The sequence below is a fragment of the Polaromonas sp. CG_23.6 genome (assembly GCF_029892315.1).
Taxonomy (GTDB): domain Bacteria; phylum Pseudomonadota; class Gammaproteobacteria; order Burkholderiales; family Burkholderiaceae_C; genus Polaromonas.
In genome coordinates this window covers 470,652-492,065 of the sequence record NZ_JARXUY010000001.1, presented here as the reverse complement: position 1 = coordinate 492,065, position 21,414 = coordinate 470,652, and the positions used below count along the sequence as shown (strand labels likewise).

General features: G+C 62.6%; 18 protein-coding genes. 9 read left to right on the top strand and 9 right to left on the bottom strand.

From position 1 onward, the window contains the following. Positions 1-38: 38 nt before the first annotated feature. The 3 genes from H4V98_RS02385 to H4V98_RS02375 are packed head-to-tail and all read right to left on the bottom strand — an operon-like array spanning position 39 to position 2,354. A complete protein-coding gene (locus tag H4V98_RS02385; RefSeq protein WP_196862593.1) occupies positions 39-1,331 on the bottom strand; it encodes a TRAP transporter large permease subunit in 1,293 nt (430 codons plus the stop codon). Positions 1,332-1,335: 4 nt separating this feature from the next. Then, complete coding sequence (locus H4V98_RS02380; protein WP_196862594.1) at positions 1,336-1,848, bottom strand: TRAP transporter small permease subunit; 513 nt, start codon at positions 1,846-1,848, stop codon at positions 1,336-1,338. After that, a complete protein-coding gene (locus tag H4V98_RS02375; RefSeq protein ID WP_196862595.1) occupies positions 1,830-2,354 on the bottom strand; it encodes a gluconokinase in 525 nt (174 codons plus the stop codon). Before H4V98_RS02375 ends, H4V98_RS02380 begins: the two co-directional genes overlap by 19 nt. Positions 2,355-2,536: 182 nt before the next feature. Between H4V98_RS02375 and H4V98_RS02370 the strand changes: the two genes are divergently transcribed. Continuing rightward, positions 2,537-3,562 carry a LacI family DNA-binding transcriptional regulator gene (locus H4V98_RS02370; RefSeq protein WP_196862596.1) on the top strand — a complete coding sequence of 342 codons (1,026 nt, stop codon included), beginning with the start codon at positions 2,537-2,539 and terminating at the stop codon, positions 3,560-3,562. Between the two features lie 267 nt (positions 3,563-3,829). On the opposite strand, the gene H4V98_RS02365 is transcribed toward H4V98_RS02370, so the two are convergent. Then, positions 3,830-5,455, bottom strand: coding sequence for a DUF4394 domain-containing protein (locus tag H4V98_RS02365; protein WP_196862597.1), 1,626 nt, complete (start codon positions 5,453-5,455; stop codon positions 3,830-3,832). 393 nt (positions 5,456-5,848) lie between these two features. Here H4V98_RS02365 and H4V98_RS02360 point away from each other — a divergent pair, with 393 nt between their 5' ends. Continuing rightward, a complete protein-coding gene (locus tag H4V98_RS02360; protein ID WP_196862598.1) occupies positions 5,849-7,144 on the top strand; it encodes an acetyl-CoA hydrolase/transferase family protein in 1,296 nt (431 codons plus the stop codon). A gap of 134 nt (positions 7,145-7,278) precedes the next feature. Here the strand turns inward: H4V98_RS02360 and katG are convergent, their stop codons facing one another. From katG to H4V98_RS02335, 5 genes are all read right to left on the bottom strand, one after another. After that, positions 7,279-9,462, bottom strand: coding sequence for a catalase/peroxidase HPI (katG, locus tag H4V98_RS02355; protein WP_231374640.1), 2,184 nt, complete (start codon positions 9,460-9,462; stop codon positions 7,279-7,281). A gap of 397 nt (positions 9,463-9,859) precedes the next feature. After that, a complete protein-coding gene (locus H4V98_RS02350; RefSeq protein ID WP_196862600.1) occupies positions 9,860-12,550 on the bottom strand; it encodes a bifunctional acetate--CoA ligase family protein/GNAT family N-acetyltransferase in 2,691 nt (896 codons plus the stop codon). Between the two features lie 74 nt (positions 12,551-12,624). Next, positions 12,625-13,551 (bottom strand): histone deacetylase family protein, encoded by a 927-nt coding sequence (locus H4V98_RS02345; RefSeq protein WP_196862601.1) that lies wholly within the window; start codon positions 13,549-13,551, stop codon positions 12,625-12,627. 227 nt (positions 13,552-13,778) lie between these two features. Continuing rightward, the gene (bktB, locus tag H4V98_RS02340; protein WP_196862602.1) at positions 13,779-14,963 is read right to left on the bottom strand and encodes a beta-ketothiolase BktB; all 1,185 of its coding nucleotides are present in this window, start codon (positions 14,961-14,963) and stop codon (positions 13,779-13,781) included. Between the two features lie 216 nt (positions 14,964-15,179). Next, on the bottom strand, positions 15,180-15,779 hold the full coding sequence (locus H4V98_RS02335; RefSeq protein ID WP_196862603.1) for an NAD(P)H-dependent oxidoreductase: 600 nt from the start codon (positions 15,777-15,779) through the stop codon (positions 15,180-15,182). A 100-nt stretch (positions 15,780-15,879) separates the two neighbouring features. Here H4V98_RS02335 and H4V98_RS02330 point away from each other — a divergent pair, with 100 nt between their 5' ends. The 7 genes from H4V98_RS02330 (at position 15,880) to H4V98_RS02300 (ending at position 21,403) form a co-directional block, all read left to right on the top strand. After that, positions 15,880-16,125: a type II toxin-antitoxin system prevent-host-death family antitoxin gene (locus tag H4V98_RS02330; protein ID WP_196862604.1), complete on the top strand. Its 246-nt coding sequence runs from the start codon at positions 15,880-15,882 to the stop codon at positions 16,123-16,125. Positions 16,126-16,135: 10 nt separating this feature from the next. Further along, positions 16,136-16,558, top strand: coding sequence for a type II toxin-antitoxin system VapC family toxin (locus H4V98_RS02325; protein ID WP_196862605.1), 423 nt, complete (start codon positions 16,136-16,138; stop codon positions 16,556-16,558). Beyond that, positions 16,558-18,576, top strand: a complete 2,019-nt coding sequence (gene mnmG, locus H4V98_RS02320; protein ID WP_196862606.1) for a tRNA uridine-5-carboxymethylaminomethyl(34) synthesis enzyme MnmG — start codon at positions 16,558-16,560, stop codon at positions 18,574-18,576. Before H4V98_RS02325 ends, mnmG begins: the two co-directional genes overlap by 1 nt. Beyond that, the gene (gene rsmG, locus H4V98_RS02315; RefSeq protein WP_196862607.1) at positions 18,576-19,241 is read left to right on the top strand and encodes a 16S rRNA (guanine(527)-N(7))-methyltransferase RsmG; all 666 of its coding nucleotides are present in this window, start codon (positions 18,576-18,578) and stop codon (positions 19,239-19,241) included. The genes mnmG and rsmG overlap by 1 nt, the downstream gene beginning before the upstream one ends. Positions 19,242-19,270: 29 nt before the next feature. Next, positions 19,271-19,897, top strand: coding sequence for a LysE family transporter (locus H4V98_RS02310; RefSeq protein ID WP_196862608.1), 627 nt, complete (start codon positions 19,271-19,273; stop codon positions 19,895-19,897). A gap of 55 nt (positions 19,898-19,952) precedes the next feature. Beyond that, complete coding sequence (locus tag H4V98_RS02305) at positions 19,953-20,717, top strand: AAA family ATPase (RefSeq protein WP_196862609.1); 765 nt, start codon at positions 19,953-19,955, stop codon at positions 20,715-20,717. A 125-nt stretch (positions 20,718-20,842) separates the two neighbouring features. Then, complete coding sequence (locus H4V98_RS02300; RefSeq protein WP_196862610.1) at positions 20,843-21,403, top strand: alpha/beta fold hydrolase; 561 nt, start codon at positions 20,843-20,845, stop codon at positions 21,401-21,403. Positions 21,404-21,414 lie beyond the last annotated feature (11 nt).

The window sequence follows — 21,414 nt, the reverse complement described above, 5'->3', positions numbered from 1 at the left end:
GGGGAAAGGAAAAAGGAAAAGGAAAAAGGAACTGGGTTTCAGCGCATCCACGCAACAGGTGCGGTGACGATCTGGGGGAACAGCACGAACAAAAACAGGATCAGCGTGTAAGTGATCAAAAACGGGTTCACGCCGCGAATCACCTGGTGCAGCGGCATGCGGCCGACGCCGGCCACCACATTGAGCACTGTGCCGACCGGCGGCGTGATCAGGCCGATGGCGCCATTGAGCACAAACATCAGGCCGAAGTACACCGGGTCGATGCCGGCCTTGACCGCAATCGGCAGCATCACCGGCGCAAAGATCAGGATGGTCGGCGTCAGGTCGAGCGCGGTGCCGACGACCACCAGCACGATCATCATCACCGCCATCAGCAGGCGCGGGCTGTCCACCAGCGGACCCAGCCAGCCGGTCAGGGTGCTGGGCAGGTCGGCCAGCGTGATCATGTAGCTGGCGACCTGGGCGCCGGCGCACAGGAACATCACGATGGCCGTCGTCTTGGCGGCACGCACCAGCACGCCCTGTATCTCGGGAAGCTTCATTTCGCGGTGCACGAACAGCGCAACGAACAGCGCGTAAAACGCCGCCACCACGGCCGCTTCGGTCGGCGTGAAAAGGCCGGTCTTCATGCCGCCGATGATGATGATCGGCATCAGGAGCGCCCAGAACGCCTTGACCGTGGCGCGCAGCCGTTCCTTCATGGGCAGCGGCTGGCCTTCAGACAGGTCGGTGCTGCGCAGCACCCATTTCCAGGCCACGATCAGGCCCACGCCCATGACGATGCCCGGCACGATGCCAGCCAGGAACAGCGACGAGATCGACGTGTTTGTGGTGACGCCGTAAATCACGAAGGGCAGTGACGGCGGAATGATCGGCGCGATGATGCCGCCCGAGGCCACCAGCCCGGCCGAGGTGTGCATCGGGTAGCCCTGCTTGCGCATCATCGGCAGCAAAATGGTGGCCAGCGCGGCGGTGTCGGCCAGCGCCGAGCCGCTCATGCTGGCCATCAGCACCGACGCGCCAATCGCCACATAGCCCAGGCCGCCGCGAATGTGGCCGACCCAAGCCTGCGCCATGGCAATGATGCGCTGGCTGATGCCGCCCGAGTTCATCAGCTCGCCGGCCAAGATGAAGAACGGCACGGCCAGCAGCGGAAAGCTGTCGACCCCGGCGACCAGGTTTTGCGCCAGCAGCTGGGTGTCCCAGAAGTCCAGCACCCAGGCCATGCCGGCGCCGGTCAGCACCAGCGCCAGGCCCATGTTCATGCCGATGCCCATGAGCGTCAGCATGCCGACGGAAAAAACGATGAATGCGAGGCCTTCGTTGCTCATGGTGTTACTCGACTTCCACGTTGTGGCCCAGGTCCAGCGGCGTGCGCCGGACGATCTCGAACAGCGCCATCAGGCCGATGGCCGTGGCGCACAAAAAGGCCGGCAGCGGCAGCAGCGCCGTTGAATAGCCCAGCACCACCGACCGGCTGCCATAACCGACCACCACTTGCTGCCAAGCGCCCCAGCCGATCAGCACGCAGGCCAGCAGCACCAGCAGCCGAATGAAAATCGTCATGGCCATGAACAGCGCGGGCCGGTGCTTCAGCATGCCGACCAGGCTGGTAAAAGCCATGTGCTCGCCCGCCGGGTAGGCAGCGGTCGCGCCGATGAACACCATCCAGACGAACAGCAGGCGCGAGAGTTCTTCGCTGGCGGGCAGGCCGCTGCCAAAGCCGTAGCGCAGCACGACATTGACGAACACCGCCAGCGCCATCACGCCCAGGCACCCGGCCAGCAGCATGTTGCTGATGCGCTGGAAGCGGCTTTTCGGCGCTTCGATCAGGGTTTCGGGGTGCATGCCTGCTCCTTGTCAGTGGCCAGCCATTGGCTGACGTCGGCTTGCAGCGTGGCCAGCGGTTTGAGCGCATCGACGCGCAGCACGCCGGCTTCGCCGGTGGGGTCTTCCAGCGTGGCGAACTGGCTGTCCACCAGCGTGGTCGAGAAAAAATGCTGTTGTGCCCGGGCCGACACCCGCGCCTGCGACTGTTCGCGGCTGATGTCGAGGAAAACGAAGCGCAGCCCGGGCGCAGCCTGGCGCAGGCGCTCGCGGTAGGTGAGTTTCAGCGCCGAGCAGCTCAGCACCAGGCCTTCCGGGTGGCTGCGCAGCTGCTCGCCCAGCACGCCAAGCCAGCCTTCGCGGTCGGCGTCTGTCAGGGCAATGCCCTGGCTCATCTTGGCGCGGCTCGCCGGGCTGTGGAAGTCGTCGCCTTCGACCAGCGCCAGGCCGGTGGCTTGCGCCACGGCGGCCCCCAGGCTGGACTTGCCGCAACCGGCCACCCCCATGATTACCAAAGATTCCGTCATATGTTCAAAGTTTGGATAGCGCTATCCTGCCGAGCCAAAATAAAAGGCGAATGCCGGGAAAATCTTTTTAAAAATGGCCAGGAAGCGGCAACTCAGGGATTTTCCGGCTGGCGTTCACCTTGGGATAGCGCTATCCTATGCGAGCATCCCATATCGACAACTCAGTAGTTTCCCTAGGATTCATGACTTCAGCACCCATCCGCTCGCGCGCCACCGGTCGCGTCACCCTGGCCGATGTGGCGCAGGCCGCCGGCGTCAGCCCCATCACCGTGTCGCGTGCGCTGCGCGGCGAGCGCGCCGTCGATCCGGCGCTGGTCGAGCGGGTGCAGGCGGCGGCGTGCACGCTCGGCTACGTGCCCGACCCAGCGGCCCGCGCGCTGGCGTCGCAGCGCAGCGCGCATGTCACGGTTCTGATCCCGATGCTGTCGAATGCGCTGTTCGTCGATGTGTTCGAAGCGGTGCAGCGCAGCCTGCGGCCGGCCGGCTACCAGACGCTGATGGGCGTGACGCACTACAACCTCGACGAAGAAGAACTGCTGCTGCGCGAGCAACTGCTGCAGCGCCCGGCCGGCCTGCTGGTGACCGGGCTGGCGCGCAGCGACGCCGCCCGCGCCTTGATTGCGCAAAGCCGCGTGCCTTGTGTCCACCTGATGGAAATGTCCCAGGCACCGGGCGTCTACAGCGTCGGATTTTCGCAGTTTGAAGCCGGCGCCGAGATGACGCGGCACCTGCTGGCGCGTGGCCGCCGGCGCATCGCCTTTGCCGCTGCGCAGCTGGATGCACGCACGCTGCAGCGGCTCGATGGCTGGCGCCGCGAACTGGGCGCGGCCGGCCTGCACGATGCGGCGCTGGAATGGCTGGACCCCGCGCCGTCGTCGATGGCGCTGGGCGCGCAGATGTTCGCTCAGATCATGCGCGAGCAGCCCGATGTGGACGCGGTGTTCTTTTGCAACGACGACCTGGCGCAGGGCGCCCTGCTGGCCGCACTGCGCCTGGGGCTGGCCGTGCCGCAGCGCGTGGCGGTGGCCGGCTTCAACGACCTGACCGGCAGCGACCAGATGCTGCCGCCGCTGACCACGGTGCGCACGCCGCGCGCCGAGATTGGTACGGCGGCTGCGCGCATGCTGCTGTCGCTGATGCGTGGCGACGCCGTGGCTGCGCCCTGCGTTGACCTGGGCTACGAACTGGTGGTGCGGGCGAGCAGCTGACAATCTTCAATGCTATTGAAAAAGTAGCTGCTTACGCCCGTCCCTATTGCGCAAAAGCCTGATTTGGCTTAAATCTGGTAACTACTCAGGTCACTTTTCAGTTTAAAGCGCAATGAAATGAACCTCTGTCATCCCGGGCTTGACCCGGGAACCATGACTTCTCCCCAAACGGGAGCATGGATTGCCCCGGATCAAGTCCGGGGCAGGCTCATCAAGTCCGCAATGACAAAAGAGAATGCAAACAGCTTGAAGGGCGCTGAGCAGTTGCTAAAACCTGATGGCAAGGTCCAGCACCGACGGCCCGGCGCTGCCGCCAATCAGCGAGCGCGTGGCATCGCCCGTGGTGTTGCGGTACAGCGTGGCGGCGCCGGTGGTCAGCGACACGGTGTACAGCGTGTACGGGCCGCTGGCGCCAGTGCGCAAGGCCGCCAGCACCAGCCCGTTGGCGCCGCCGGCGATGTCCATTGATGCGGCACCGCTGAACGGCACGGCCAGCGCCCCCACATTGACCAGCGTGCCGTCGTTCGGCGGGACCTGCTGGGCCAGCACGCTGCTGGCGGCGTCCAGGTCATACAGCACGGTGCTGCGCGTGCCGGCAAAGCTGTTGCTGTAGGCGCCGCCGGCCACCAGGGGCGGCACGCCGGCGCGGTTGATGGCGCCGTCGGTGGTGGTTGCGCCAGTGTCGGCATTGATGCGCAGGTTCAGTCCGTTGTCGTTGATCACGCGCAGCCGGTCGGCCACCGGGTTGAAGTCCACCGTGAAGCGTGCGGCATTGCCCAGGCCGTTGTAGGGCAGCGTGGCGTCGGCTGCATCGGCGCTGAGCGTGGCCACCACGGTAATGGCGCCGCTGTCGGCATCGACCGTCAACAGGCGCGCGGTGCTGGTCAGCGCGTAGAGCTTGCCGTTGGCCGGGCGAAAGTCGATGCCCAGCACCGATTCGCCACTGACCAGGCCACTGATGGGTACGCTGGCCGACAGTGTTGTGGGTGTGGCCGGGTCAAAGCTGGCCAGGCGGCTGTCTGTGGTCAGCGCATACACCTTGGGCGTTGCCGGCTGGATAAGTGCCATCCCGGTCAGTGCCTCGCCGGTGCCGATGGTGCCGATGCGCGTCGCGGTGCTGCCGGCGGTCAGCGGCACGGTGTACAGCGCCGTGCTGCCGGCGCTGGTCAGCGCGGCATAGGCGGTGTTGTTGCGGGCGTCGATGTCAAAGCCGTTGGCGCCGGCAAACGTGCCGCCGAGTGCAATCGGCGCGGTCAGCGTGCCGTTGTTCGGCGGGTCCTGCAGGTAGACCTGGCCGGCGGCGGCGTCGAGGCTGTAGAGCTGGGTCGAGGTGGTGCCGGCGACCGCGTTGGTGTAGGCGGAGGCGGTGATGGCGGCGGCTGCGCCGTTGATCACGCCGTCGGTGATGGTGGCGCCGGTGGTGACGTCAATACGCAGGTTCAGGCCGGTGTCGCTGACGACGCGCAGCCGGTCGGCGACGGGGTTGAAGTCAACGCCGAACTGGCTGCCCGTGAGGGCGGTGTAGGGGTTGTCGTCTCCGGCCGCAGCAGCAAGCGCGACCTTGAACGTGGCCACGCCGGTGGCGGCGTTCAGCGTGTAGAGCCGTGCCTGGTTGCTCAGTGCATACAGCAGGCCGTCGGCCGGCCGCACGTCCAGGCCGACCAGTTTTTCATTCGGCAGCAGGCCGCTGACGGCGATGCTGCCCTTGAGGGTGGCGGGCGTTGTGCGGTCGAACGACAGCACGCTGCCCGAAACCGTCAAGGCCACGGTGTCGCCGACGGCTACGGGACCGGCAACCGGCGTCGCCGGCTGGTCATCATTGCTGCTACCGCAAGCGGCAAGGGCGGCAACGGCCAGCAGGGCCGGGACAAAGAAAGCGCGTGAAGTTTGCATGATGGGGTTCCTCAGATGGTTGAAAGGCGGTGGCGTTTCAGCACGCCACAGAGGTACTACCCGCGAGACCTGAATTTGGATGCACCTGCCCGGCAGCATTACTTCCGCTTACCGTTGTCGCTGCAAGCCCGGCAAGGTGCAACAGCGTGACCTGTGTGCCGACGCTTCGGCCTGTCCCCTGGAATCGTGCCTTTGGTGGGGGTGAACGGCTGCTGCAGCACGCCTGAAAAGCGCCACCAACACATGCAACAAACGCAAAGTTCAGACCCTCTGGCTGCCGATCGGCTGCGGCTGAACCCTGACCGGGCCTCTTGCCCGTCCCTGTCAGGTAGTCAGGGGCGATGCTATTTGATAATGAAGGGGTGCCCAGATCGCAGCCACCAGAAAGCAGCCATGTCCATTCAAACCCTGTACCAGCAAAAACGCATGTCGGCCGCCGACGCCATCGGCGTTGTCATGAACGGCGATACCGTGGTGGTACCGACCGCCGTGGGCGAGCCGCCTGCCCTGTTGACAGCGCTCTCGAACGCACGGCGCGAGTTCCGCAATGTGACCGTTTCGCAAATCCTGCCGGTGCGCAAATACGACTATTTCGACCCGGAAACCACCGGCCATGTGCGGCATGCCGCCTATTTCTTCAGCGGCATTTCACGCGCTGGCGGACAGGAAGGCTGGACCGATTTCATCTCGGCCAATTTCTCTGAACTGCCCGACCTGCTCAACCGCAAACTGCTGCCTGCCGACGTGGTCTTGTCCATGGCTTCGCCGATGGACGCATACGGCTTTTTCTCGCTGTCGCTGGCGCCCGACTACACCATGGCTGCTATCGCGCAGGCCCGGGCGGTGGTGCTGGAAGTCAACCCCAACGTGCCGTTTGCCAACGGCAACTGCCACATCCACATTTCGCAGGTCACCGCGCTGACGGAAAGTGAAGACGCACTGATGGAAGTCGGGCTGCCAAAAATAGGCCCGGTGCAAGAAGCCATCGGCAAGTACGTCGCCGACATGATCCCGGACGGCGCGACGCTGCAGATCGGCTATGGCGGCATTCCGGACGCGGTGGTGATGCAGCTGACGCACAAGCACGAGCTGGGCGTGCACACCGAAATGATCGGCGACGGCATCATGACGCTGGTCGAGGCCGGCGCGGTGACCAACCGGAAAAAGAATTATTTGCCTGGCAAGATGGTTGCCACTTTTGCGCTCGGCTCGAAAAGGTTGTACGACTTTTTGCACCGCAACCCGGCGGTCGAGATGCACCCGGTCAACTTCACCAACGACCCCTGGCTGGCTGGCCAGAACGACAACCTGCATGCCATCAATGCGACGATGCAGATCGACTTCATGGGCCAGTGCGGCTCGGAAAGCTTGGGGCACGCGCCCTACTCGGGCACTGGCGGCCAGACCGACTTTGTGCGCTCGGCGAACCGCTCCAACGGCGGCAAGGCCTTCATCGTGCTGCCGTCGACCGCCAAGAACGACACCATCTCGCGCATCGTGCCGGTGCTGTCGCCCGGCACGCATGTGTCCACCAGCAAGAACGACATCAACTATGTGGTGACCGAGCACGGCGTGGCCCAGCTGCGCGGCAAGAGCGCCCGGCAGCGCTGCGAGGCGCTGATCGCCATCGCGCACCCGGACTTTCGCGGCCAGCTGCGTGATGAGGCCCGGCGCATGAAGTTGCTGTGACAACGAAGCAGCGCCGGCATTGAACCGGCGCTGTTTGGAAAAATGGTTCAGGCGCGCTGGCCGCGAACGGGGCCGGAATCATCCGGTGCCCGGTTGCGGCCACGCATCAGCAACCCTTGGGATTTTTTCCCGGATCAGGCCAGGTCGTAACGGTCCAGGTTCATCACCTTGGTCCAGGCCGCCACAAAGTCATGCACGAACGCCTGCTGCGAATCGCTGCAGGCATAGACTTCCGCCAGTGCCCGGAGCTGGGCGTTGGAACCAAAGACCAGATCCACCACCGTGCCGGTCCACTTGATCTCGCCCGAGGTCCGGTCACGCCCTTCCAGCACGTCTTCCGAAGCTGCCGACTTTTGCCATTGGGTGCGCATGTCCAGCAGGTTCACGAAAAAGTCGTTGGTCAGCGTTTCGGCTTGCCGGGTGAACACACCGTGCTGGGCTTGCCCGACGTTGGCATTCAGCGCACGCATGCCACCGATCAGTACCGTCATCTCTGGCGCCGTCAAGGTCATCAGGTTGGCACGGTCGATCAGCATTTCAGCGGCTGTGCGTGAGTGGTTCTTCTTGATGAAGTTGCGAAAGCCATCGGCAGAAGGTTCCAGCACGGCGAACGAGTCCACGTCGGTCTGCTCTTGCGACGCATCGGTTCGCCCTGCGGTGAACGGAACCGTCACGTCGTGACCGGCCTTTTTGGCAGCGGCTTCAACCGCTGCGCAGCCGCCCAAAACAATCATGTCAGCGATGGACACTTTCTTGTTCCCCGACTGCGTGCCGTTGAAGTCCCGCTGGATGCCTTCCAGCGTCTGCAGCACCAGTTTGAGTTGCTCCGGCTGGTTCGCTTCCCAGTCTTTTTGCGGTGCCAGGCGAATACGCGCGCCGTTGGCCCCGCCGCGCTTGTCGCTGCCGCGAAAGGTTGCCGCCGATGCCCAGGCCGTCGAGACCAGTTGCGGGATGGACAGTCCGGAGGCAATCACCGTCGCCTTGAGCGCCGCGACGTCGTCCGCACTGACCAGTTCGTGATCGACAGCAGGCACCGGGTCTTGCCACAGCTCCTCGCCTTTTGGAACCAAGGGGCCCAGGTAGCGGGCGATCGGTCCCATGTCGCGGTGCGTCAGCTTGTACCAGGCCTTGGCATAAGCGTCGGCGAACTCTTGCGGGTTCTGGTGGAAATGCCGGGAAATTTTTTCGTAGGCCGGGTCCATCCGCAGCGACAGATCGGTCGTCGCCATGAAGGGTGCATGGCGCTTCGACGGGTCGTGGGCATCAGGCACGGTGCCCGCGCCAGCGCCATTCTTGGGCGTCCACTGGTGCGCACCGGCAGGGCTCTTGGTCAATTCCCACTCGTAGCCGAACAGCGCGTCGAAATAGCCGTTGTCCCACGTGATGGGGCTGGCCGTCCAGGCGCCTTCCAGCCCGCTGGAAATCGTGTCGACGCCCTTGCCGCTGCCCATGCGGCTGGTCCAGCCGAAGCCTTGCTCTTCAATGCTGGCGCCTTCGGGTTCCGTGCCCTTGAAGTCTTCAGACGCTGCGCCATGGCATTTGCCAAAGGTGTGTCCGCCCGCGCAGAGCGCAACGGTTTCATAGTCGTTCATCGCCATGCGGGCGAAGGTCTCGCGAATGTCCCGTGCCGCAGCGACCGGGTCGGGGTTGCCGTCCGGTCCTTGCGGGTTCACATAAATCAAGCCCATCTGAACGGCGCCCAGAGGCTGCTCGAGTTCACGATCGCCGGTGTAGCGTTCGTTGCCCAGCCAGGTGTCTTCAGGACCCCAGTAAATATCCTCGCCGGGTTCCCAGACGTCTTCGCGACCGCCGGCAAAACCGTACGTTTTCAAGCCCATCGAATCCATGGCAACCGTGCCCGTCAGGACGATCAGGTCAGCCCAGGAGATCTTGCGGCCGTATTTCTGCTTGATCGGCCACAGCAGGCGGCGCGCCTTGTCCAGGTTCACGTTGTCTGGCCAGCTGTTGAGCGGTGCAAAGCGCTGCGTGCCAAAGCCCGAGCCACCGCGGCCGTCGCCGATGCGGTAAGTGCCGGCACTGTGCCAGGACATGCGAACGAAAAACGGACCGTAGTGGCCATAGTCAGCGGGCCACCAGTCCTGGGAATCGGTCATCAAGGCGTGCAGGTCTTTCACCACCGCATGCAAGTCAAGCGACTTGAACTCTTCAGCGTAGTTGAACGCCTTGCCCATGGGATTTGACCGCTCGGAATGCTGCTGCAAGATATTCAAACTCAGATGATTGGGCCACCAGTCAGCGTTTGTCCGGGCGCCTGCCACGGGAGATTTGAGCGCTCCGCTAGAAAAAGGGCATTTCATTTCGTTTGTCATAATTCTCACCTTGGTTGTCGAAATTGATTACAAGCTCGACTATAAAGTTATGACATTGATCCATCAATGCAATACTTTTAATCGGTGCGATAGGGTTTTGCCACCCCGGGCTTTAAGGCGCCTGTTGGGCCTGCCAGGATTTGATACGTTTTTAAACGCAATGCCGGCAAGCGCAAAGAGGCGAAACGCCAAACAGAAAGACTGCCTTTTCGCACGGTACAAAGGTCAGTACCGGCTCAAAATTCACCAACTGGTGTTTTTGCCGGTCTGTTCACGCAACAGCCGTTGATCATCCCCACCTTACACGCATTGGCAGACAACGCGACCGGACCCTGCTGGATGACCGGGTGTCCGCAGGGCCACAGTGACCCGGTTGACGTTTGTGTTACAGCGTATGTGTCACCAGCCTGAAATCCGGGTCTTCGGCAAACGGCTTGATGGTGTAGCCCAGGCTTTTCATGAGCTTGAGCATGCCGGGGTTTTGCGCCAGCACCAGGCCCTCGATTTCCGACAAACCCTTTTCGCGTGCCACGTCCATGATGCTGAGCATCAGCCGCGAGCCCAGTCCCTTGCCGTTGAAGTCGTCGGCCACCACCAGCGCAAACTCGCAGCTTGACTGGTCGGGGTTGGTGACGTAGCGTGAAACGCCGACGATGCGTTCGGTTTCCGGCAACTCGCCGTTGGCGCCCGAGCGGCGTTCCTTGAACACCGCGACCAGTGCCATTTCACGGTCGTAGTCGATCAGCGTGAAGCGCGCCAGCATGCTGGGCGGCAACTCGACCATGGACGAGATGAAGCGGAAATAACGGCTTTCCTGCGACAGGTGCGACATCATTTCCTGCAGCATGTCGGCATCGTCCGGATGGATGGGGCGCACGGTGTATTCACCGCCGCCGCGCAGCGGCCAGACCTGTTCGTAGCGTGCCGGGTACGGCAGGATGGACAGATGGTTATAGGTGTTGGCCCGGCCGCTGATGGCCTGCGGCGCGTTGTCGATGGCGATGCGCGCATCGACCGCGACGGCGCCGGATTCGTCGACGATGATCGGGTTGATGTCCATCTCGCGCAGCTGGGGCAGCTCGCAGACCATTTCCGAGACGCGCAGCAAAATCTGCTCCAGCGCGTTCATGTCCGCCGGCGTGGCGCCGCGCCAGGCACCCAGCGTTTCGGCCACACGCGAGCGCCCAATCAACTGGCGCGCCAGGAACTGGTTCAGTGGCGGCAATTCCATCGCCCGGTCGTTGATCAGCTCGATCATCGTGCCGCCGGCGCCAAAGGCAATCACCGGGCCGAACGGGTCATCGGTGACCAGTCCGACGCACACCTCGCGACCGCGCTTGGCGCGCGCCATGGTCTGCACTGTGACGCCGTTGATGCGCGCATTGGGCTTCAGGCGCGAAACGGTCTGCATCATCTGGGTGAAGGTGTCGCGCACGCCGGTGGCGTTCAGGATGTTCAGCGCCACGCCCTCGACATCGGATTTGTGGCTGATGTCGGGCGAGTCGATCTTCAGCGCCACCGGAAAGCCCAGCTGCGTGGCGATCATCATCGCTTCGTTGGCGCTGCGCGCCAGGATGGTCTTGGTGACCGGAATGTGGAACGCCGACAGCAGCGTCTTGGACTCCATCTCGGTCAGCACCTTGCGGCGCTCGGCCAGCACGTTTTCGATGATCAGCCGCGCGCCCTCGATGTCGGGCTTGGCCAGCGTGGACAGCGGCGGCGGCGTTTGCTGGAGCAGCTGCTGGTTCTTGTAGAAGGAAGCAATGTTGCCAAACGCGCCGACCGCCGCCTCGGGCGTGCGAAAGGTCGGAATCGATGCTTCATTGAGAATGACCCGCCCCGCCACCACCGACGCATCGCCCATCCAGCACGACAGCAGCGGCTTGCCCATGCTGCGCTTGACCTCGGCCAGCGTACGCGCCACTTCGGCGGCATCGATGCCTTCCTTGGGCGAGAAAATCGCCAGCACGCCGTCGATCTGCCGGTCCCTGCCGGCGGCCTCGATGGCGGCCTTGTAGTGTTCCGGTGTCGCTTCTTCGGACAGGTCGATCAGGTCGCACAGCGACGCCAGTTCGGGCAGCAGCGGCTTGAGCGTGCTGGCCGATTCAGGCGACAGCTTGCCCAGCTCCAGATGGATTTCATTCACCCAGTCGGCGGCCAGCACGCCGGGGCCGCCGCCATTGGTCACAATGGCCAGCCGGTTGCCCACCGGGCGGTAACGCGAGGCCAGGCACTTGGCGGCTGAAAACAGCTCGACAAACGAGCGCACGCGCACCGCGCCGGCGCGGCGCAGTGCGGCATCGAACACATCGTCGCTGCCGACGATGGTGCCGCTGTGGGTTTGCGCGGCTTCGTTGCCGGCCGGCCGGCGCCCGGCCTTGAGCACCACCACCGGCTTGGCATTGGCCGCCGAGCGCAGTGCGCTCATGAAGCGGCGGGCGCTGGAAATGCCTTCGAGGTAAATGACGATGCTCTGGGTGTGCCGGTCGTTGGCCAGGAAATCGAGCACCTGGGCAATGTCCACCGAGGTGTTCGGCCCGAGCGACACCACTGACGAAAATCCGACGCCGTTCTTCGTGGCCCAGTCAAGGATGGACGACGTCAGCGCGCCGGATTGCGACACCAGCGCCAGCGAACCCGGCCTGGCCATGGGCCCGGCGGCGCTGGCGTTGAGCAGGAGGTGCGGGCGCTGCAGGCCCAGGCCGTTGGGCCCCATCAGGAAAACCCCTTCGCGGCGCGCAATCTTCTTGAGTCTGGCCGCGCCGTCGGCATTGATGCCGCTGGTGATCACCAGCGCCGCGCGGCAGGTCATGCGTCCGGCTATCTCCAGCGCAGCTTCGACTTCATCGGGCGGCAGCGCAATGATGGCCAGGTCGGCACCGGTTTGCGCCAGGTCCGCCAGCGTGCCGGTGGTGTGGATGTCCAGAAACTGCAGGGTGCCGGTGTACTTCTGCGCGCGCAGGGCCTGGTGCAGCACCTTGGCGCGCGAGGTCAGGCTGTCCGGATCATCGACCTGACCGGCAAACACAACAATGGACTGCGGGGCGAAAAGCGGGGTCAGGTAGTGTTTGTCCATCAGGGGGCTTTCATTGTGTTGTTGTCAAATTCGATGGGCCGTGGCCTGCCCTGCGCCGCCACCGGCAAATTCGGTCAGTCGGCGCCAATCAGCACCTTGACATGCGCCGCCACGCTGCGCGCCAGCGGACTCAATACATAGCCGCCTTCCAGGCAGGAAATGACCCGCCCCTGGCAATGCTGCCCGGCCACTTTCACGATCTGCCGGGTCACCCATTCGTAGTCGGCCTCTACCAGCCCCAGGTTGCCCATGTCGTCTTCGCGATGGCCGTCAAAGCCGGCGGAAACATAGATCAGTTCGGGCTTGAAGGCTTCCAGGGCAGGCAGCCAATGGGTGGTGACGGTTTCGCGGAACCTGTCGCTGCCCGAGCGCGACGGCAAGCCGACGTTGACCATGTTCGGCCCGGTGGCGTTTTCGCCGGTGAAGGGGTAGATGCCCTGCTCGAAGATCGAGCACATCAGCACCCGTTCGTCGCCGCGAAAGATGTCTTCGCTGCCGTTGCCATGGTGCACGTCGAAGTCGATCAGCGCCACGCGCTGCAGGCCGTGCTGCGTGAGGGCATGGCGGATGCCGACGGCCACGTTGTTGAAAAAGCAAAAACCCATGGCGGCGTCGCGCTGCGCATGGTGGCCGGGCGGGCGCACGCAGCAAAAGGCGCTGGGCGCCTCGCCCGTCAGCACCAGATCAGTGGCCAGCACCGCAGCGCCGGCGGCGCGCAGGGCGGCCGTGACGGTGAACGGGTTCATGTCGGTGTCGGGATCGACCTTGTGGTAACCCTCGGTCGGCGAGGCGGCCATGAGTTCGCTGACATAGCGCGACGAATGGGCATGCGACAGCTGCTCCTTGGTTGCCAGCGGTGCGTCGTAGGGGTGCATGTAGTCGAGCAGGCCCTTGACCAGCAGCATGTCATTGATGGCGCCCAGGCGCTCTGGGCATTCGGGGTGATGCGCGCCCATTTCGTGGCGGGCGCAATCGGCATGGGTGATGTAGGCGGGCAGCATGGGTTTGTCTCCTTGTGGGTTCGCGCGGGCGACTTCGGCCGGATGCGTTTGTCACTCTAGTCTGGCTCTTTTTCTTCCGTATTGATGTCAGGCAAGGCTTGCAGTTTCACGCAATACACTGCGCGGCGCTGACAAGGTCAAGGCACATGCAAAAACGCCCCGAGCCCCATGGATCGGGCGCGGGGCGCTGTCAATAACGGGTGTTCAGGGGCGCCAAGCGCCGCCCTTTACATCCGCTCGAAAATCGCCGCAATGCCCTGGCCGCCGCCGATGCACATCGTCACCAGCGCGTAGCGGCCCTGAATGCGCTGCAGTTCGTGCAGCGCCTTGACGGTGATCAGCGCGCCGGTTGCGCCAATCGGGTGGCCCAGCGAGATGCCCGAGCCGTTCGGGTTGACTTTGGCCGGGTCCAGGCCCAGGTCGCGCGTGACGGCGCAGGCCTGCGCGGCAAACGCCTCGTTGGCCTCGATCACGTCCATGTCAGCCACTGTGAGGCCGGCTTTCTTCAGCGCCAGTTGCGTGGCGCTGACCGGGCCGATGCCCATGTATTTCGGATCGACGCCGGTGTGCGCGTAGGCCACCAGACGGCCCAGCGCCTTCAGGCCACGCGCCTTGGCCACGCCGGCTTCCATCAGCACCACGGCGGCGGCGGCATCGTTGATACCCGACGCGTTGCCGGCGGTGACGGTGCCGTTTTCCTTGAGGAACACGGGTTTGAGCTTGGCCATGTCGGCCATGGAACAGTTGGGGCGGTAATGCTCGTCAGTGTCATAGGCGACTTCGCCCTTGCGGCTTTTCAGCATGACCGGGACGATCTGCTCCTTGAAGTAGCCGGCCTCAATGGCTTTTTGGGCGCGGTTGTGGCTTTGCACGGCCAGCGCGTCCTGCTCTTCGCGGGTGATGCCCCACTTGGCGGCGATGTTCTCGGCCGTCACGCCCATGTGGATGGTGTGGAACGGGTCGTGCAGCGCGCCGACGACCATGTCGATCAGCTTGGTGTCGCCCAGGCGTGCGCCAAAGCGCGTGGCCAGGCTGGCGTAGGGCGCGCGGCTCATGTTCTCGGCGCCGCCGCCAATCGCAATGTCGGCGTCGCCCAGCATGATCGACTGGCTGGCCGAGATGATGGCTTGCAGGCCCGAGCCGCACAGGCGGTTGACGTTGAACGCTGGCGTGCCTTCAGCGCAGCCGCCGTTGATGGCCGCCACGCGTGACAGGTACATGTCCTTAGGTTCGGTGTTGACGACATGGCCAAACACCACATGGCCGACATCCTTGCCTTCAACGCCGGCACGCGCCAGCGACTCGCGCACCACCAGCGCGGCCAGTTCGGTAGGCGGCGTGTCTTTCAGGCTGCCGCCAAACGTTCCAATGGCGGTGCGTACACCGCTGACAACTACAACTTCACGGGTCATGAATATCTCCTGGATTTAAAAAAGCCGCTTGAAGTGTGAACCGGTTTGGCTACGTCCGGCTGACACGGGAACTGGAAAATATCAGTATGGCATTGATGGCGAATACGGCCGAAGCATTCTCTTGATCTGTATCAGTTATAGATAAAAAATGGCTTTTGCGCAACTCCCGCCTGTAAACACTGCTATCAAAAAAATCAAGCTGTTGACGCTGACAAGTCAGGCGGCCAGGCGCTGCGCGGCGAACAGCACTTGGTCAATCACGGCCTGCACGCTCTTGCGGTGGCTGTCATTGACCAGTTCGCCCTGCGCATCGAATGCATCACCCGCTTTGCCCAGAGCAAAGGTCTTGGGCGCCACCCAGCATTGCGAGTTGAACAGCAGCGGCACCAGGTGGCTTTGCGAGCGCAGGCCGCCCAGCGCGCCGGGTGACGCACTGAGCACGCCGACCACCTTGCCGGTGAACGACCTGAAGCCGTCGCTCCATTGCGCATCGCCCTTCACCGGGCTGGTCACCCAGTCAATGGTGTTCTTCAGCAGCGCCGTGTAACTGCCGTTGTACTCGGGCGAGCAGACGATCCAGGCCGGGTGGTCATACATCATTTGCTTGAGTTTCATCACGTCAGGTGGCGTGCCGCGCGCTTCCAGGTCGGCGTTGTACATCGGAATGTCGAAGTCCACCAGTTCGATGTGCGTGACCTCGGCGCCGCTGGCCTGCGCCAGAGTGGCCGCCACGCGGGCGAGCTTGCGGTTGAAAGAATCGATGCGGGTGCTGCCGGCAAATACCAGCAGCTTGGGACGGGAAATGGATGGGTTCATGGCCTGATTTCATCACAGCTGGCGGGAAAACCCCCGAAAAGCACTGCGCAGGGCCAAAGCCCATAAAATGTACAAAACTATTATTTTGTACAAATGAGCCATGCACACCATTTCCCTGAGTGAATTCCGCGCCAATGCCTCGGCCATGATCGACCGGGTCGAGCAAGGCGAAACCGTGCGCATCTTGCGGCATGGCAAACCGGTGGCCGAACTGGTGGGTATCAAGCCCGACCCGTCTGGCCTCGTGCCCAGCTACCAGCGTCCGTTCAAACCCTTGCTGGAATTGCCGCCCGGCTATTCGGCGGTCAAGGCACTGCTTGATGAGCGCGACAGCGCACCGTGGTGAAAACCCCCGTATGAAAATTCTTTTTGACACCTCGGCACTGCTCAAACGCTATTTGCCCGAAAGCGGACGTGATGTGGTGCTGGCGCTGGTTGCGCAAGCCACGTCAGTCGTGGCCGCGCCGCATTGCAAGGTGGAGCTTTATTCGGCGCTGAACCGGGTACGTCGAGAAACCCAGGCGAGCGAAGCGTCTTACCGGGACACATGCGCCGAAGTCGAGAAAAATTTTGCCGAAATGCAGGTCGTTCTCCTGTCCGCCAATGTTGAGCGGTACGCCATTCGCGCTCTCGAAATCAGCAGCATGCGCGGCATGGACGCGCTGCATGTCGGCGCCGCGCTGGCGGCCGGGGTTGATTTGTTTGTGACGGCGGACATTCGCCAGTTCAACGGCGCACAAGCGCTTGGCTTGAACGCTACTTTATTGAAAGATGTGTGATGAGTTCACCCTATATTTACCCGCAGGAATTTGACGTGATCGTGGTCGGTGGCGGCCATGCCGGCACCGAGGCCGCTTTGGCCGCTGCCCGCATGGGCTGCAAGACGCTGCTGTTGACCCACAACATCGAGACGCTCGGCCAGATGAGCTGCAACCCGTCGATTGGCGGCATTGGCAAGGGCCATCTGGTGAAAGAAGTCGATGCCATGGGCGGCGCAATGGCGCTGGCTACCGACGAGGGCGGCATCCAGTTCCGAATCCTGAATTCGAGCAAAGGCCCGGCAGTGCGCGCGACCCGCGCCCAGGCGGACCGCGTTTTGTACAAGGCAGCGATTCGCCGCATGGTCGAGAACCAGCCTAACCTGTGGCTGTTTCAGCAGGCTGTCGATGACCTGATGGTCGAGGGCGACCGCGTCGTCGGTGCGGTGACGCAGGTGGGCATCAAGTTCCGCTCGCGCACCGTGGTGTTGACGGCCGGCACTTTTCTGGATGGAAAGATTCATGTCGGCCTGAGCAACTATGCGGCAGGCCGCGCTGGCGACCCGCCAGCGGTGTCGCTCAGCAGCAGGCTGAAAGAGCTCAAGCTGCCGCAAGGCCGGCTGAAAACCGGCACGCCGCCGCGCATCGACGGCCGCTCGATCGACTTCAGCAAGTGCGGCGTGCAGCCGGGCGATGGCATGCCGGGGGGCACACCAGGGCCGGTGCCAGTGTTCAGCTTCATGGGCGGCAACATACCGCATCCAAAGCAGATGCCCTGCTGGATCACCTACACCAATGAGCGCACGCACGACATCATCCGTTCCGGCTTTGACCGCAGTCCGATGTTCACCGGCAAGATTGACGGCGTGGGACCGCGCTATTGCCCGAGTGTGGAAGACAAGATCAACCGCTTTGCCGGCAAGGACAGCCACCAGATTTTCCTGGAGCCCGAAGGCTTGACGACGCATGAGATTTACCCGAATGGCATCTCGACCAGCCTGCCCTTCGACATCCAGTACGCGCTCGTGCGATCGATGGTTGGCATGGAAAACGCCCACATTTTGCGGCCCGGCTACGCGATTGAATACGATTACTTTGACCCGCGGGCACTGAAAACCAGCTTTGAAACCCGGGCGATTTCCGGCCTGTTTTTTGCCGGCCAGATCAACGGCACCACAGGCTACGAAGAAGCCGCTGCGCAAGGCATGTTCGCCGGCATCAATGCCGCATTGCAATGCCAGGGCAAGGAAGCATGGCTGCCCAAGCGCGACGAAGCCTATCTGGGCGTACTGGTGGATGACCTGATCACCAAGGGTGTGACCGAGCCGTACCGCATGTTCACCAGCCGGGCTGAGTTCCGGCTGATGCTGCGCGAGGACAACGCCGACATGCGGCTGACAGAAAAAGGGCGTGAATTGGGCCTGGTCGATGACGCTCGATGGGACGCATTCAACCGCAAACGCGACATTGTTTCACGTGAAACACAGCGCCTGCGCTCACTCTGGATCAATCCGAACAACCTGCCGGCAAGCGAAGCCGAACGTGTTCTGGGCAAGGCGATTGAACGCGAATACAACCTGGCCGACCTGCTGCGCCGCCCTGATGTCAACTACGCCGGACTGATGTCGCTCAGCGATGGCAAATATGCCAACCCGGAAATCCCGACGGGAAACTCCGATGTTTCACGTGAAACATCAACGGTAGATGCTTTGCCGGCAGACCTGGTGAAAAGTGTGATTGAGCAAATTGAAATCACGGCGAAGTACGCCGGTTACATCGACCTGCAAAAAGTGGAGGTAGAGCGCGCTTCGCATTACGAAAATCTCAAGCTCCCCGCTGATCTGGATTATTTGCAGGTGACGGCTTTGAGCTTTGAAGCGCGTCAGACATTGGCCAAGCACCGCCCTGAGACCCTTGGACTGGCGTCCCGCATTCAGGGCGTTACCCCGGCCACCATTTCATTGCTTTTGGTGCACCTTAAAAAGAATCTCTGGAAAAATACAGTTCCGCTCAAGCCCGCTGAACAGGCGGAAGTTTGATGGTGAAGTTGGAATCAGATTTGCGCGCCACTTTATTGGCAGGACTTGCAGCATTGCAACTGGAGTTGAGCGAGCTGCAAATCACTCAGCTCCTGGACTACCAGGCGATGATTGGAAAATGGACGCGAGTCTACAACCTGACATCGGTGCGCGACCCGTCGGAAATGATGACGCACCATTTGCTCGACAGCCTGTCTGTGGTGCCGGCTTTGAAGCGTTACCTGCTGGGTGCTGGGTTGGACCAGGGCAGCCGCCTGCTCGATGTGGGTTCGGGTGCAGGCTTGCCGGGCGTGGTGATTGCGATTTGCTGCCCGACTGTGAACGTTACTTGCGTGGACACCGTGGCCAAAAAAGCGGCGTTCATCAAGCAGGCAGCGCTTGCCTTGAAGCTGCCGAACCTTACGGGCTTGCATGCGCGCGTCGAAAACCTGACCCAGCCTTTCGACCTGATCTGTTCGCGGGCGTTTGCGTCGCTGGTTGATTTCACGAGTTGGTCAGTGAATGCGCTGGCGCCGCAGGGTGTGTGGATTGCCATGAAAGGCAAGCATCCAGGTGATGAATTGCTGGCATTGCCTGAAAACATTGCAATGTTTCACGTGGAACAATTGAAGGTTCCTGGTCTGGAAGCAGAGCGCTGCCTGCTTTGGCTGCGCCCCGTGTCGTAAACTCAGGGTCTCTACTACTGGAACCTTTCATGCCGGGCTCGTTTGTTGGTGTTGCCGACTATGGCGCTTTTGTTGTTGCCATCCTGGTCTTTCTGGCCATTCCTGGCCCCGGCAATCTGGCTTTGATCACCTCGACCGGCAAGGGTGGAATTCCGGGCGGCATGGGTGCCACTTTTGGCGTGATTGCCGGCGACCAGTTGCTGCTCTGGGCGGCTGTGGCGGGCGTATCAGCCCTCATGTCGGCCTATCCCGCTGCTTTTCATGCTGTTCAATGGTTGGGTGCGTTGTACCTGGCCTGGCTGGGTTTGAGGATGCTCCTGGCCAAACCGGGAGCTGCGCCCATTTTGCAGATCAAGCCGCGCTATTATTTTCGCCAGGCTTTGTTGATCACCCTGCTCAACCCGAAGGCTATCGTGTTTTACCTGGCCTTCTTTCCGCTATTCGTTGACCCGGCGCAGCACCAGGGCCTCAAGACCTTTGGCGTGATGGCTGCCACCATTGCGGCACTGACATTTCTTTATGGCTTGACGGCTGTACTGCTGACCTGGAAGTTGGCAGCACGCATTCGGGCCAATCCAAAAATATCGATGACGCTCGAAAAAGCGGCTGGCATGTTTCTGATTGCCTTTGGCATCAAGCTCGCCCTTTCCCGGTAAACCCGACACTGCAATCTTCGCTTTCCCCAACGGAACGACAACTCAACAAGACGCTATGGCCAAAATATTCTGCATTGCCAACCAAAAGGGCGGCGTGGGCAAGACCACCACCACCGTCAACCTGGCCGCCGGCTTGAGCCAGATCGGACAGCGCGTGCTGATGGTCGACCTGGACCCGCAGGGCAATGCCACCATGGGCTCGGGCGTGGACAAGCGCAAGCTGGAAATGACGGTCTACGACGTGCTGCTTGAAGTTGCTTCGATTGTCGATGTGCGCGTTCACAGCGAGAAATGCGGCTATGACGTTCTGGGCGCCAACCGTGAATTGTCCGGCGCAGAGATCGAACTGGTGCCCCTGGAGCGGCGCGAAAAGCGCCTGAAGCAGGCGCTGGCCAAGGTGGACAAGGAATACGATTTCATCCTCATCGACTGCCCGCCGTCGCTGTCGATGCTGACGCTGAACGGGCTGTGCGCGGCGCACGGCGTCATCGTGCCGATGCAGTGCGAATATTTTGCGCTTGAAGGCGTGACCGACCTGGTCAACACCATCAAGCAGGTGCATGCCAACCTGAACAAGGATCTGCAGATCATCGGCCTGCTGCGCGTCATGTTCGACCCGCGCATCACGCTGCAGCAGCAGGTCAGCGAACAGCTCAAGGGTCATTTCGGTGACAAGGTGTTCAACACCGTGATTCCACGCAACGTCCGCCTGGCCGAAGCACCGAGCTATGGCCTGCCCGGCGTGATTTTCGACCCGAACTCCAAGGGTGCGCAGGCCTTTGTGGCCTTTGCCCAGGAGATGGTCGGGCGCATTCTGTAGGCAGCAGGCCGGATTTATTGATTAAAACAACGATTTGCGCATGTCCGGTATATGCAGACAGCTATTAAAAACATAGCAAATCGAAGTTTCCGAGTTTTGTCCGCACTGAATGCCTGAGCGACGCCATGAACCCCTCCAATGTCCTGATTCTTCCCGGCTGGCAAAGCAGCGGCCCGGACCACTGGCAAAGCCGCTGGGAGCGCCTGCATGGCTACACCCGGGTGGAGCAGCACGACTGGATGCGCCCGCTGCGGGGCGACTGGATTGCGCGGCTGGAAGATGTGCTGCTGGCGTGCGATGTCGAGCGGGACGGCCCCGCCGTGCTGGTCGCGCACAGCCTGGGCTGCCAGCATGTGGCCGCCTGGGCCGCGCACAGCCGCAACACCCACCGGGTGAAGGCTGCCCTGCTGGTCGCGCCGCCCGATGTCGAGCGCGACGACGTGCGCACGCTGCTGCCCAGCTGGTCGCCGGTGCCTTTGACAACGCTGCCGTTCAAAACAATGCTGTTCGCCAGCGGCAACGATCCCTTTTGCAGCCCGACGCGCACCCGGCAGTTTGCCTTGGCCTGGGGTGCCGACCTCACTGACGTCGGTGCATGCGGCCACCTGAATGCCGAAAGCGGCTTGGGTGACTGGCCGCAGGCGCATGCGCAGCTGCTCCGGCTGATGGGTGATACTCCCGCCTGAGCGCGACCCGT

Excerpts from the sequence above, each read along its gene's own strand:
- H4V98_RS02360 (WP_196862598.1), top strand. The coding sequence starts at position 5,849 with ATGTCCATTCAAACCCTGTACCAGCAAAAACGCATGTCGGCCGCCGAC.
- H4V98_RS02385 (WP_196862593.1), bottom strand. The coding sequence starts at position 1,331 with ATGAGCAACGAAGGCCTCGCATTCATCGTTTTTTCCGTCGGCATGCTG.
- H4V98_RS02365 (WP_196862597.1), bottom strand. The coding sequence starts at position 5,455 with ATGCAAACTTCACGCGCTTTCTTTGTCCCGGCCCTGCTGGCCGTTGCC.
- H4V98_RS02330 (WP_196862604.1), top strand. The coding sequence starts at position 15,880 with ATGCACACCATTTCCCTGAGTGAATTCCGCGCCAATGCCTCGGCCATG.
- H4V98_RS02325 (WP_196862605.1), top strand. The coding sequence starts at position 16,136 with ATGAAAATTCTTTTTGACACCTCGGCACTGCTCAAACGCTATTTGCCC.
- H4V98_RS02300 (WP_196862610.1), top strand. The coding sequence starts at position 20,843 with ATGAACCCCTCCAATGTCCTGATTCTTCCCGGCTGGCAAAGCAGCGGC.
- H4V98_RS02370 (WP_196862596.1), top strand. The coding sequence starts at position 2,537 with ATGACTTCAGCACCCATCCGCTCGCGCGCCACCGGTCGCGTCACCCTG.
- katG (WP_231374640.1), bottom strand. The coding sequence starts at position 9,462 with ATGAAATGCCCTTTTTCTAGCGGAGCGCTCAAATCTCCCGTGGCAGGC.
- rsmG (WP_196862607.1), top strand. The coding sequence starts at position 18,576 with ATGGTGAAGTTGGAATCAGATTTGCGCGCCACTTTATTGGCAGGACTT.
- mnmG (WP_196862606.1), top strand. The coding sequence starts at position 16,558 with ATGAGTTCACCCTATATTTACCCGCAGGAATTTGACGTGATCGTGGTC.
- bktB (WP_196862602.1), bottom strand. The coding sequence starts at position 14,963 with ATGACCCGTGAAGTTGTAGTTGTCAGCGGTGTACGCACCGCCATTGGA.
- H4V98_RS02335 (WP_196862603.1), bottom strand. The coding sequence starts at position 15,779 with ATGAACCCATCCATTTCCCGTCCCAAGCTGCTGGTATTTGCCGGCAGC.
- H4V98_RS02375 (WP_196862595.1), bottom strand. The coding sequence starts at position 2,354 with ATGACGGAATCTTTGGTAATCATGGGGGTGGCCGGTTGCGGCAAGTCC.
- H4V98_RS02305 (WP_196862609.1), top strand. The coding sequence starts at position 19,953 with ATGGCCAAAATATTCTGCATTGCCAACCAAAAGGGCGGCGTGGGCAAG.
- H4V98_RS02310 (WP_196862608.1), top strand. The coding sequence starts at position 19,271 with ATGCCGGGCTCGTTTGTTGGTGTTGCCGACTATGGCGCTTTTGTTGTT.
- H4V98_RS02345 (WP_196862601.1), bottom strand. The coding sequence starts at position 13,551 with ATGCTGCCCGCCTACATCACCCATGCCGATTGCGCCCGCCACGAAATG.
- H4V98_RS02350 (WP_196862600.1), bottom strand. The coding sequence starts at position 12,550 with ATGGACAAACACTACCTGACCCCGCTTTTCGCCCCGCAGTCCATTGTT.
- H4V98_RS02380 (WP_196862594.1), bottom strand. The coding sequence starts at position 1,848 with ATGCACCCCGAAACCCTGATCGAAGCGCCGAAAAGCCGCTTCCAGCGC.